Origin of the sequence: Paenibacillus sp. TC-CSREp1 (genome assembly GCF_050171015.1) — a bacterium.
GTDB classification, from domain to species: Bacteria; Bacillota; Bacilli; order Paenibacillales; family Paenibacillaceae; genus Paenibacillus; species Paenibacillus silvae.
The window spans coordinates 354,960-367,320 of the sequence record NZ_JBNOKM010000002.1; the positions used below are offsets into that span (position 1 = coordinate 354,960).

The following is a 12,361-nucleotide window of genomic DNA, read 5'->3' on the forward strand; positions in this document are numbered from 1 at the left end:
GGAGGTTATGGTATGCGTAAAAAAATGCTGCTGCTCCTTGCGGCCATGTTTGTAGTCTCTTCGTTCTCCGCCGCCTTGGCTTCGGCTGCATCATCAGACAACGGATATAGTTTGCTCTCTGATCGAGAGACCGGAACCGTTAAACCTAGATGATTACTGCCCTGCAAAACCGATAACCATCTCGAGACATACATAACTTAGACAATCGTTACTGCTCTCATTCAAGTGAATGTAAAACAACCTCCTGAGGTCTGTTCAGGAGGTTGTTCAAAATGAACATAACTATTGCCAATCTCTCTTACGAAGATAGGACTCAAAAATGAATGTTCCAAAAGGAAGTAATCCTGCCGCTACCCCCATAATCCAGCGCGATACCTTCCAACGTTTGACCAGTCCGAGATGTGCAAGTGCAATAAGATATAGTGGAAATAAAATACCGTGAATCATACCGAGAACGGCTACAGCTGAAGAGATATCAGCAAAATATTTCAGTGGCATGGCTATACATATGAGCAGCAGCAGTGATACTCCCTCCCATATTCCCGCAATTCTGAACCGGCCTGTTATTGTGTTCATTCGTTTTGTTCTCACCTTTCCGCAGCCTTGTTTGTGATTGTTTGTGAAATATGTAACTTATAACATGACGCTTTACAACGCTGTATTTCAATACACACAACGTATGTAAGCTCTTTCTAAGTATAAGGCATGACCAGGATTGCGTTTTACTTCAAATTTGAATAATTATTGAACTGACAGATTGCGCTGAGCAAAACCGCTTTGCTTCCGGTCCACGCTCTTATGTCGTTTTGCGTTCAATCAATCGATAATCCAGCGCTGTCGGCTTCAGCTCCAGCTTCTCCTTGCCCAGCACTCTCCATAGATGGTAGAAAGCCTGCTTTGCTTGCTCTGCAATCGGATTATGAATCGTCGTTAGTTCCAGCACGCGTGACAATTCCGTATCATCAAAACCGACAATAGCAAGCTGCTCCGGAACCCGAATATGCTGTCTGCGCGCCTCGCTCAGAATGCCTATAGCTGCGTAATCATTGGAGCACAGCACAGCCTGTGGCATCTCTCCCAACTCCATCATGTGACGTAAGGCAGCTTCACCGTCAGAAGAAGTAAACACGGAATATTGATAAGCTTCCCTCCAAACGGGCAAACTGTGGCTGTTCATAAACGCTTCATAAGCTTCACGGCGACTATGTGTATTCAGACTGCCAATTCGACCAAACACATTGGCAATGCGAGTGTAACCCCTGGATACCAGGTGCTCCAGCGCAAGCCTGTACCCTTGAGCCTGATCCATCGCAACCGAGGGGATATCGTCATTCGCCATCCGCTGCCACGATATAATCGGTCCATAATGCATATAACTCTTCAATTCACGCGGATCGTTAACACAGGTTACGATAAGCAGACCATCCACCCGTTTACTCCGCAAATCCTCAAAGGCTTGCATCTCCGTCTGTTTATCACTGCGGGACATGTACACAATGGTTTGAAAACCGTAGTCCATCGCCGTATCCATAAACTGGTTAATAAAGGTTAAACTCAGCTCGTCAATCATCGCCGTAACGATGCCAATCTGTTTGGTCTGTCCAGTAGACAGCGACACTGCATTGCGATTCGGAATATAATCCAGTTCATTCATAATTTCAGTAATGATACGTCTCGCTTCATCGCTAACATGAGGTGAGCGGTTGATTACACGGGATACCGTCGCCCTGGAATAGCCGGAACGCTTCATAATTTCATCAAATTTGGACATACCGATGCTCCTTTTCTACCTACAACTCCTATAACTATATAAGTTGAACCATTCATTTACACGTAAACGGAGAGGACAGAAAAAACCTGAAAAAGCGGAGCGGTCGCCTTTATCACCGGATTTCCCCCTTTGAAAAAAGGATTCGAAAAAATCCGGGGATAACAGCGATTGGAAGGTTGTTCTGTCATCGGAGTGGATGGTGTAAAATCTTTAGTCCAACTTATATAGTATGCCTGAAATGTGCTGCAAAAGTAAAACTTGACGTGTAACCCGTTACAACGTGTAAGCTTTTTCTGACAGGACTATTACACTTTTTACGTCCAACAATGATCATTATGAAATGGAGCGATATACATGAGCAAATCATCCGTTCAAGCCTATTCATTTCCCGAAAACTTTCTTTGGGGCGGCGCTATTGCTGCAAACCAGGCAGAAGGTGCTTACAATCAAGGAGGTAAAGGTCTGTCCACACAGGACGTAGCCCCCAAAGGAGTTATGGGCCCAATTACGGAAGAACCTACAGCAGACAACATGAAGCTGATCGGCATTGATCTGTATCACCGTTACAAGGAAGATGTGAAGCTGTTCGCGGAGATGGGTTTCAAAGTATTCCGTACCTCCATCGCCTGGTCCCGTATTTTCCCGAAAGGTGACGAGTTGGAGCCGAATGAGGAAGGCCTGCAATTTTACGACAATCTGTTTGATGAATGTCTTAAATACGGCATTGAACCTCTTGTTACATTATCTCACTATGAGACACCTCTGCATCTTGCTAAAGAATATGACGGCTGGGTGAACCGGAAGATGATCGGGTTCTATGAGCGCTATGCGACCACCGTTTTTAATCGTTACAAAAACAAAGTGAAATACTGGCTTACGTTTAACGAGATCAACTCCATCCTTGAATTTCCGTTCATGAGCGGCGGGATTTATACCCCTAAGGAGAAGCTCAGCAAGCAGGACCTGTATCAAGCCATCCACCACGAACTGGTGGCAAGCGCATCAGCCGTTAAGCTGTGTCATGAGATCATCCCGGATGCCCAGATCGGATGTATGATTTTAAGTATGCCAACCTACCCATTGACCCCGAACCCTGACGATGTGATCAAGGTTATGGAGTATGAGCACAGCAACTATTTCTTTGGTGATATGCATGTGCGCGGCCGTTACCCTGGATATATGAAACGTTATTTCCGTGAGAACGGAATTGAGATTCATATGGAGGAAGGCGATCAGGAAACACTGCTCAACACAGTGGATTTCATCTCCTTCAGCTATTACATGAGCACATGTCAGACAGCCGATCCTGCCAAACAGATCGCTGGTGAAGGCAATCTGATCGGTGGTGTACCGAACCCGTATCTGCCCGCTAGTGAGTGGGGCTGGCAGATTGACCCGCAAGGACTTCGTTACGTCCTAAACATGTTCTATGACCGTTACCAAAAGCCGCTATTTATCGTTGAAAATGGTCTTGGCGCTGTAGACGAATTGATTACAGGTGCAGACGGCGAAAAAACCGTAGAAGACGACTATCGCATTCAATATCTGAACGACCATCTGGTTCAGGTTGGCGAAGCACTTGAAGACGGTGTGGACATCATGGGTTACACTTCATGGGGCTGTATTGATGTCGTAAGTGCATCCTCCGCTCAATTGAAAAAGCGGTACGGCTTTATCTATGTTGACCGTCATGATGATGGCTCAGGCACATTGGAGCGTTACCGCAAAAAATCCTTCCACTGGTATAAAGAGATTATCGCCAGCAATGGAAAAAGCCTGAAGCGTTAAGCTTCAAGGCTGAAGTTAGAGACCTTCTTACGGAAGCGAAGAGTCAGGAAAAGCTGTGATAGCTCACTGTCACAGCAACCTTGACAACGTCTTCCGTTGGAGGGTCTTTTTTTCTACGTTAAACCTCAATCTCTTTGATCACTCGAGCGGGATTTCCACCTACAACCCTGTTGTCGGGAACATCCTTCGTAACAACAGCGCCGGATGCGATTACAACATTATTTCCAATCTTCACCCCCGGATTAATAACCGCCCTGCCACCAATCCATACATTGTTGCCAATCGTTACAGGCTTTCCGTACTCTGCTCCGGTTATCCGTTCATGCGGGTTAAGCGGATGGGTAGCTGTATAAATATGTACATCCGGTCCTAATAAGCAATTATCACCAATCCGCACTTCGCATACATCCAGAATGGTGCAGTTGAAATTGGCATAAAAATGATTGCCAACGTGAATGTTGTAACCATAGTCTACATGAATATTAGGCTCCAGACCGAGGTGTTCTCCCGTTGACCCGAACAGCTCCTTTATCAAGGCTGTACGGGTTTCCTGTTCTGCTTCCGTTGTTTGGTTAAATAGACGTGTCATCTTCCGTGCCTTCTCTCTGTCCCTGGATAACTCGGCATCCTGAGCCATATATAGCTCTCCATCCAGCATCTTCTGTTTTTCTGATTTGTTTGTCATATAAATCTCCTTTGTACTTCATCACGTATAATTGCAAAATGATATCAAGCTGGTTGTGTGATGTATGAAAACACATATTATTATACTTTTTAAAACTATTTTAATTATATGCCTTTACGTCAGAAAATCAAGACTTATCCCTGACTTGTTAATTTGCCCCTTTAGTTTATTCATCAAAAAAACCTCTGCATTCCCGCTAAACGCCGGAAATACAAAGGTCATAGCTGCACCTGAATTTCCAGTCTTGTACTGGTTTCAGGTATATATGTTCATTTCAGATGTTCAGGCCACAGCATGAACATGTTTTTCTTTCATGTTAACCGCAAGGACGGCAGAACCCAATCCGACACATACAAGGATTGAGCCAACCCATCCCGTATTCATAATGGAGGAGTGATCAATGACAAGCCCTCCGATATAGGTTCCCAGCGCAATCCCCGCATGAGCAATACCTGAGTTGGTGCTAATCAGAATTTCCGAGGTTTCCGGTGACGTCTTGATGATCAGACTGTTCTGCACAGGAGTTACCGTCCAGCTCAGCGCTCCCCATATACTTAACAGCAGCAGAAAAGCAATCAAAGGCAGTCCGGTGCTAAACGGAATTACAGCCATACTGATCATGAAAGGAATGAGCACCATCACAATCGCTTTGGCTGGATGCAGACGATCCGATAACATGCCACCCATTCCGCCTCCTGCAACAGCGGCAAGTCCAAACATCATGTAGATCAAGGTAATCGCCGTTGGACTGGCACCTATGGTCGCCTGAAGAAAGGGTGTGAAGTATGCATATAAAGTCAAATGGCCTGCCAATACAAGCAAAGTAGTGATATGAATAGCCAGCATTTTCGGATTCCATAACGCCTTGAGCTGATTTTGAAGGCTCACCGCTGGAGCAGGCTGTACACGATTCATCGCCACACCAATGGCTGCCATCACCAATACAGTCAGAATGGCAATCAGCATAAACACCTCACGCCATCCGAGTGCGTTGCCTACAAAGATGCCAATCGGAACACCCAGAATCAGTGATGCACTTCCTCCCATTGTAATTGTGCCAACCGCACGCCCTTTATACTCGGGTTCCACGATGCGGGAGGCTAACGTTAGAGACAGCACAAAAATCAGTGAGCCTGTTGCAGCTCCCAGCATTCGTCCAGCCATCAACATGTAAAAGTTCACACTAAAAGCGGAGATCAGGTTACTAATCAGAAACAAAAGCAACGTGTACATATATACTTTTTTACGTTCGAAACGTGCCGTCACATTGAGCAGAATAGGAGCGGACAACGCATAGACCAGTGAAAAGATTGAAATTAAATATCCTGCCTTCGCCAAGGACAAATGCAGATCCGTTGCGATCAGGTCCAGAATGCCGCCCAGAATCAGTTCAACCGTGCCGACAACAAAGGCCGCAATCGCCAAAACATATACCTTTTTATTCATTGCTTCGAATCCCCCTAACAAGTTACAACTACGATAGTAACCTATGAAGAAAGAAAGATCAATGTATAATTTCAATCTATTTAAAATACAAAGAAAAAACTATTCTGCAAGAGAATAGTTTGCTAATAGATTAGTCTGGTGAGCAGGCGTTCAATTTCTTCATCCTGCAGCAGCTGCTCCCCGTATTTTTTCGTAATCTGTGTCAAGGCCACATCATGATAAAAATAATCGGTCATTGCTTTGACAATCGGCTTGGACATCGTTTTGATTGCTTTCCACGATTCATGTTCTACACCGGCAAACAGCAGATACGTGTGATCCACAATCAGCAGCTGTGAGGGCTCAGGGGCATCAAGCAGCGGGATCAGTGAATATTTGCGAGTGAGAGAGCTTTCCAGGCCGCCCACGGCAAGCACTTCTACATACACTCCCTGTCTCTCCTTCTGCTCCAGCAGCTCGCGGTATCTCTCCATCCTCTCGTTCCAGGCCAGAAAAAGAATCGACGAATCGGCCTCTTCAATGAGCTGCTCGATGTTTGAAGCGATGGAGGACTCGTCCTTTAATGTCCAGATATGTTCATCAGTGAACGTTCGCTTGATTTTGTATTGTTTCAGAGCTTCAATATCGTTCTCAAAATCCATCTTGATTTTATGAATGACCGTCTGCAGGTCAACCGCCATATACAATTTCTTCTTCCCATCCATCGTTGTCAGCACAATGCCCTTATCAATTAACCGATTAAGCACTTCATAGATTTTGGCTTTGGGTACATTGGAGGCTGCTACAATCGTTGTTGCATCAAGCGGCTCATCCTGCGCCATAATAGCCTCATAGACCTGACTTTCATATTGGGTAAAACCGAATTTTTGCAGCATATGTAGTTCAAGACGTCCCTTCTGTTTTTTCTGTCCTCTCCGTTCACGTGTAAATGAACAGTTCAACTTGTATTTATATAAGTTGAACTAAAGATTTTACACAATCCACTCCGATGACAGAACAACCTTCCAATCACTGTTATCCCCAGATTTTCTAGATTCCCTTTTCAAAGGGAAAAATCCGGTGATAAAGGTGAACGCTCCGCTTTTTCAGGTTTTTTCTGTCCTCTCCGCTCACGTGTAAATAAACAGTTCAACTTATCTAGTTTAATTTCCTCTGCGTTGACTGTCCAGTTTGCCTGTGTGTTCTCTCATAAAATGGCGTTCTCATGGTTATATTAGAACTGATTCACCTACTCGCTTTTTGGAAAGGAGCATACAACGGATGGAAAGTACCCAGGAATTTGTGAAAAAGGTTAATGAAAATGCCGAGAAGGCTCGCCACAACAAAAACAACGGCAAGGGAACACCGGGTGACAAGCTCCCGAACAAACAGCATTCCACGAACAAATAAACATGCTGTAATCTTCATCCACGGAGTAACCTGAGTACAGCTACTGTCTTCATTCAGACAAGATATGGTGCCTCAAATTCGGTGAGTGTACCATATTTCTTGTCTTTCCAAGACTACATTTCTTGTTTTTCCAATACAACGTACTCCCAGCCCCTATACCTTATGACCCGAATAGTAAATGACCATACTTAATTGGTTGCTGCCTGCCCCCCTATTATTGTATGCATGCGGCTGATCTGCCTTGAAACGAATCGAATCCCCTTGTCGCAACGTATATTCTGCTTCCCCTACTTTGATAGTTACTTCCCCTTTATATACGGTGATGAATTCCTCAGCTCCTTCCACATGCGGCTCCGCACTCAACGATGCCTTCTCTTCCATCTCCATCATGTACATTTCAGAACGTCTTCCCTCTTCAAATGAAAAATGTGGATAAATCCGAATGCGTCCCTCATCCTCTTGCAGGACTTTAATATCCTCCCTCATGAGAACCGTTGTATCGGACTTCGGTTCATCAATTAAGGTCGTGAATGATATCTTCAACCCGTTCGCAATCTTCCATACGGTTGCGATGGACGGATTGGATTCCCCCCGCTCAATCTGACCAAGCATTGTTTTGCTTATACCTGACAATTCCGCTACCTTGTCCAGACTGAGTTTTCTGTGTTCCCTGATTAGCTTGAGGTTCCGGGCCAAAATCAAATTTATATTTTCCATCAACAAACACCCCATTTACTCATTAACACACCACTTGTGCTTTATATAGCACATATTGTACAATTATAACAAACAAACGCTATAACGCACTTTTCGTACATTATAACATACATTTCCTATTCATCGAAGGAGGATACATGGATATCTTGGCTTTAATAACGTACGCCATCGTGGCTTCGTTTACACCGGGACCTAACAACATCATTTCCATGACACATGCAGGAAATCAGGGATTCAGAAGCACGTTTCCTTTTATTAGCGGAGTTGCTGGCGGATGCTTTCTGATCATGATACTGTGCAGTTATTTCAACCTTGCTCTTTATCAATACATTCCGATGATCACACCGCTCTTGAATGGTTTCGGATTTATTTACATGCTCTATCTGGCTTTCATAATCCTGAAGAACAATACGTCTACTGAGCGTGAGGACATGGGCGAGCAGAGAAAGCATTTTTCCTTTTGGTCTGGATTCACCCTCCAGTTGATGAATCCCAAAGTCATCCTGTACGGGCTTACAGCTTTATCGGTATTCGTCCTGCCCCACACGCAGGCACAGCAGCAGTTCCTGCTATACTCAATCCTGCTCACATTGATCGGCATCAGTGCGAATCTTTGCTGGGCTTTGGGTGGACATTTGCTTCAGCCATTTCTGTTAAAATACGAACGTGCTTTTCATATCTGTATGAGTTTGCTGTTGATCTGTACCGCCATTTCTTTGATAAAATAAAGCAAAAGCGTTCACTCCTCTACGTGAGTTGAACGCTTTAACCATATTACCCCTTTGTCTGTCTCCACCAAGGCCCGGTTGTCACCACTTGCTCGTCAACTATCACTGTCTCGCCTATTTTGGGAGTAGCTATGCGTACCTGAGCGGTTCGTGCCGCCCGGGTTACTCGCTCTGCCGGTTCATTCCAGGCATGATAAGCAAGCGTAAATGCTCCCCAATGGATCGGGATCAATAACTTACCGCCTACATCCAGATGGGCTTGTACCGTTTCCTCAGGCATCATATGAATATTCGACCAGCGCTTGTCATATTGCCCACATTCCATTAGTGTGAGATCAAACGGCCCATACTTGCTTCCAATTTCTTTGAAATGAGGTCCATAACCGCTGTCACCGCTGAAAAATACTTTTGTTCCCTCTCCAATAATAACCCACGAGCACCACAACGTAGAATTCCGATCCATTAAACCTCTGCCCGAAAAATGACGAGCCGGCATACAGGCAAATGTTAAACCCTTGAAGGTAAATTCATCTCCCCATTGATGCTCTGTAATCTGATCCGCAGGTACACCCCACTTGATCAACCTTTTGCGCACACCAAGTGGAACGATGAACCGTTTGGTTTTATTTTTCAAGCTGCGAATCGAAGCAACATCAAGATGATCATAATGATCATGGGAGATCACGATGGCATCGAGTACAGGGAAGTCCTCGGGCTGCATCGGCAGCTCGCGGCTGAAGCGTCTCGTTCCGACCCAGGATACAGGTGAAGGGCGTTCACCCAGCATGGGGTCAAAGAGCAGGCGATGTCCCTCAATCTCAAGTAAAAAAGCGGAGTGGCCAAACCATGTCACCTGTGAATGCTTGGAAAATTCCGACGTTGAAGCTTGCAAATACCGCTCTACGGGTATGCTGCCAGACGGCCTCCGCTCCACATTTTTACGCAAAGAGTCCCGCAATATACTGGTTAATGACTTCATGTCCATACCGGCAGTCGTTGGAATCTGATTCTCATATTTTGTCATATGCAGCCCTTCCGATCTTTATCATATGCAGTCCTTCTGATCTTTGTATTTCACGGCTGGCCGTAAAAAATTTTTATTATATTTTCATATTAATTCATCGCGTGGAGATATTCAATTTTGTACAAAGCAGACGTTATCTGAGCAGTTAAGATAGAATTAAGACTCTGTTTCCACTCGTATAAGACTGGGCTTATATGATATAGAAAAATCAAGAGAGAGTGTGAGAGCATCCATGAGCAAAAAGTGGCGCAAAAGATTAGTAAAATTTCTGATCGTTGATCTATCCCTGATTATTATTCTGTTAGGTTCCGGTTTGATCTATCAGCAGGTCGGTGCATCACAAGATGAAAAATCATTTACACCCCCTGGCAAGCTGTATGAAATACATGGCAATAAGATGCATCTGTATACGGGTGGAGAAGGCGATGTAACCGTTGTTCTTGCCTCAGGCTGGGGAACAGCGAATCCTTATGTAGACTATTACCCCTTATATGAAAAGCTTGCCCCGAATGCAAAGTTTGCTGTATACGACCGCTTCGGATATGGCTATAGTGACAAGACGGATAAAACGCGTGATGTGGATACGGTAGCTGATGAATTACATGAATTGCTGCAGGTTTCCGGGCAGAAGCCACCTTATGTGCTTGTCGCTCACTCCCTTGGCTCATTAGAGACGATCCGATTCGCACAGAAGTATCCCGATCTGGTCAAAGGCATCGTTATGATTGACGGCGGAAGTCCTGAATATTATGAAAATGATCTGGATAACCCGGCAGACACCGTTGCCGGCTTCGGAAATCAATTCAGAATCAAAACGGGCCTGTTCCGATTGAGCATGCAAAGTCAACAAGTGGTTGATGCATCAAATGCCAACCGTAATGAGCTAAAACTAGTACCCGCCGATCTGAAAAAGGCCGATAAAACGGCGCTGCTGCTAAACTATGGCAATTCGGATACAATCGATGAGTTACGTGAAGCGAATGCGAATGCCAAAACCGTTATCGCTAATAAAAAGCAACTGCCTTTCCCTCTTACGATTCTGACCGCAGATTATTTTGGCAAGACAGAACCGGATTGGGTAAAAACACAGGCGGAGTTCAAGTCCTGGTCCACCCAATTTAAACAAGTCCATGTCAAAGATACAGACCACTATATTCATCAATACCACCCCGACATTGTGGCAGATGAAATTTTGGAGATCGTTAATAAATAACGGTTTCGGCGGTACATGGATTGACAGCATCATCTGAAATTATAGTTCCAGACAGTAAGAAAAAGAGCGATGTTCCTTTCAAACCAGGGAACATCGCTCTTTTGCAATTATTCAATTTAGTGCATCGAGCTTTGTTGTTTCTCAGCCGAGCCTACCTTTACTCTTTTTACAAATAATGCAATGAGTAAACCAATAAGGGCCAGAATCAGTGCAAAGACAAATGCGTTCTGTACACCTGACGTGAAACCTGCCAGCATATTTTCCGGGCTCTGCGGATTATCCACACCCTTCAGGTAACGTGCTTGTCCTGCACTCAGAATACTTACGGCAACGGCTGTACCAATCGCACCAGAAACCTGCTGCAAAGTATTCATAATTGCTGTACCATGCGGGTAGTACTCACGCGGCAGCTGGTTCAGACCGTTTGTTTGTGCAGGCATCATCACCATTGAAATACCAACCATCATAAACACATGCATCATAATAATGTTGATCAACGGAGTTGTAGGCTCAATGGTTGTGTAGAGATACAACACAATGGCAACAACAGAAATTCCGATAATAACCAGCCATCTCGGGCCAAACTTGTCAAACAAACGCCCCATGACTGGAGATAAAAATCCATTCAACAAGCTACCTGGAAGTAAAACCAGTCCTGCAGTAAGTGGTGTAACCGCCATTCCCTGCTGCAAATACATTGGCAAGACCAGCATGGACGACAGAATCATCATCATACAGATAAAGACCAGCAGCAGCCCGATTGTAAACATCGGATATTTGAAGGCTCTCAGATCCATCACAGGCTCTTTCATTCTCAATTGACGGATGCTGAACAAAAGCAATGCGACTATACCAATGACCAGCGTGGCAATAACGACAGGACTGGTCCATCCTCCGCCCGCTTCTCCATGTCCTCCAGCACTGCTGAAACCATAGACGATCCCACCAAAGCCGAGGGTAGACAGAACGATGGATAACACATCGATCTTTGGCTTGGTGAGCGTGGAAATGTTCGGCAAGAACAACAATCCACACACCAGAGAGATCAGGAAGAACGGCAAAGAAATCCAGAAAATCCAGTGCCAGCTCAGATTAGCCAGAATCAAACCTGATATACTCGGGCCGCTTGCTGGTGCAAACATAATGACAAGGCCGATCAGACCCATAGCCGCGCCACGTTTCTCAATCGGGAAAATCACTAATATGGTGTTAAACATCAGTGGCAGCAATAGCGCGGTTCCCACTGCTTGTAACACACGGGCTATTAACAGCACTTCAAAGCTTGGTGCAATGGCCGCAACCAATGTTCCCGCAATGGAGAACACAAGCGAGGTTGTAAACAGCTGTCTGGTCGTAAACCATTGCAGCAGCAACCCCGAAACCGGCACCAGAATACCAAGCACAAGCAGGTATCCTGTAGTCAACCATTGAATAGTCGTTGGGCCAACTTCAAGCAGACCCATCAGTGGTGTCAAAGCGACATTCAGAGCGGTCTCACCGAATAAACCTATGAACCCGCTCAGCAGCATGGCGAACAAAATCGGGAACACCTTATACTGCTGTGTTTCTTGTTGTTTCTCTCCTGTTCCTGCTTTCATGG

Annotated in this window: 13 protein-coding genes; 5 read left to right on the top strand and 8 right to left on the bottom strand. The window is 45.1% G+C overall.

From position 1 onward, the window contains the following. Positions 1–12: 12 nt before the first annotated feature. The gene (locus ACQSGY_RS04145; RefSeq protein WP_427050781.1) at positions 13–153 is read left to right on the top strand and encodes a hypothetical protein; all 141 of its coding nucleotides are present in this window, start codon (positions 13–15) and stop codon (positions 151–153) included. Positions 154–282: 129 nt separating this feature from the next. On the opposite strand, the gene ACQSGY_RS04150 is transcribed toward ACQSGY_RS04145, so the two are convergent. Both ACQSGY_RS04150 and ACQSGY_RS04155 read right to left on the bottom strand, forming a co-directional pair. After that, positions 283–576 (bottom strand): DUF3817 domain-containing protein, encoded by a 294-nt coding sequence (locus ACQSGY_RS04150; protein WP_427050782.1) that lies wholly within the window; start codon positions 574–576, stop codon positions 283–285. 220 nt (positions 577–796) lie between these two features. Then, positions 797–1,771: a LacI family DNA-binding transcriptional regulator gene (locus ACQSGY_RS04155; RefSeq protein WP_427050783.1), complete on the bottom strand. Its 975-nt coding sequence runs from the start codon at positions 1,769–1,771 to the stop codon at positions 797–799. Positions 1,772–2,125: 354 nt separating this feature from the next. Between ACQSGY_RS04155 and ACQSGY_RS04160 the strand changes: the two genes are divergently transcribed. Beyond that, positions 2,126–3,559, top strand: a complete 1,434-nt coding sequence (locus ACQSGY_RS04160) for a glycoside hydrolase family 1 protein (protein ID WP_427050784.1) — start codon at positions 2,126–2,128, stop codon at positions 3,557–3,559. Positions 3,560–3,677: 118 nt separating this feature from the next. Here ACQSGY_RS04160 and ACQSGY_RS04165 read toward each other — a convergent pair whose 3' ends face one another. From ACQSGY_RS04165 to ACQSGY_RS04175, 3 genes are all read right to left on the bottom strand, one after another. Next, complete coding sequence (locus ACQSGY_RS04165; RefSeq protein ID WP_427050785.1) at positions 3,678–4,244, bottom strand: sugar O-acetyltransferase; 567 nt, start codon at positions 4,242–4,244, stop codon at positions 3,678–3,680. 282 nt (positions 4,245–4,526) lie between these two features. Beyond that, complete coding sequence (locus ACQSGY_RS04170) at positions 4,527–5,690, bottom strand: MFS transporter (RefSeq protein WP_427050786.1); 1,164 nt, start codon at positions 5,688–5,690, stop codon at positions 4,527–4,529. 122 nt (positions 5,691–5,812) lie between these two features. After that, on the bottom strand, positions 5,813–6,565 hold the full coding sequence (locus ACQSGY_RS04175) for a TrmB family transcriptional regulator (RefSeq protein ID WP_289373191.1): 753 nt from the start codon (positions 6,563–6,565) through the stop codon (positions 5,813–5,815). Positions 6,566–6,950: 385 nt separating this feature from the next. On the opposite strand from ACQSGY_RS04175, the gene ACQSGY_RS04180 reads away from it, so the two are divergent. After that, positions 6,951–7,079, top strand: coding sequence for a DUF4023 family protein (locus ACQSGY_RS04180; RefSeq protein WP_090924048.1), 129 nt, complete (start codon positions 6,951–6,953; stop codon positions 7,077–7,079). A 153-nt stretch (positions 7,080–7,232) separates the two neighbouring features. Here ACQSGY_RS04180 and ACQSGY_RS04185 read toward each other — a convergent pair whose 3' ends face one another. Continuing rightward, positions 7,233–7,796 carry a helix-turn-helix domain-containing protein gene (locus ACQSGY_RS04185; RefSeq protein ID WP_427050787.1) on the bottom strand — a complete coding sequence of 188 codons (564 nt, stop codon included), beginning with the start codon at positions 7,794–7,796 and terminating at the stop codon, positions 7,233–7,235. 137 nt (positions 7,797–7,933) lie between these two features. On the opposite strand from ACQSGY_RS04185, the gene ACQSGY_RS04190 reads away from it, so the two are divergent. Continuing rightward, positions 7,934–8,524 (top strand): LysE family transporter, encoded by a 591-nt coding sequence (locus tag ACQSGY_RS04190; protein WP_427050788.1) that lies wholly within the window; start codon positions 7,934–7,936, stop codon positions 8,522–8,524. A gap of 46 nt (positions 8,525–8,570) precedes the next feature. Here the strand turns inward: ACQSGY_RS04190 and ACQSGY_RS04195 are convergent, their stop codons facing one another. Continuing rightward, positions 8,571–9,548 carry an MBL fold metallo-hydrolase gene (locus tag ACQSGY_RS04195; RefSeq protein ID WP_427050789.1) on the bottom strand — a complete coding sequence of 326 codons (978 nt, stop codon included), beginning with the start codon at positions 9,546–9,548 and terminating at the stop codon, positions 8,571–8,573. Between the two features lie 232 nt (positions 9,549–9,780). On the opposite strand from ACQSGY_RS04195, the gene ACQSGY_RS04200 reads away from it, so the two are divergent. Further along, complete coding sequence (locus ACQSGY_RS04200; protein WP_427050790.1) at positions 9,781–10,761, top strand: alpha/beta fold hydrolase; 981 nt, start codon at positions 9,781–9,783, stop codon at positions 10,759–10,761. 116 nt (positions 10,762–10,877) lie between these two features. Here the strand turns inward: ACQSGY_RS04200 and ACQSGY_RS04205 are convergent, their stop codons facing one another. Next, complete coding sequence (locus ACQSGY_RS04205; RefSeq protein WP_427050860.1) at positions 10,878–12,359, bottom strand: DHA2 family efflux MFS transporter permease subunit; 1,482 nt, start codon at positions 12,357–12,359, stop codon at positions 10,878–10,880. Positions 12,360–12,361: the final 2 nt, after the last annotated feature.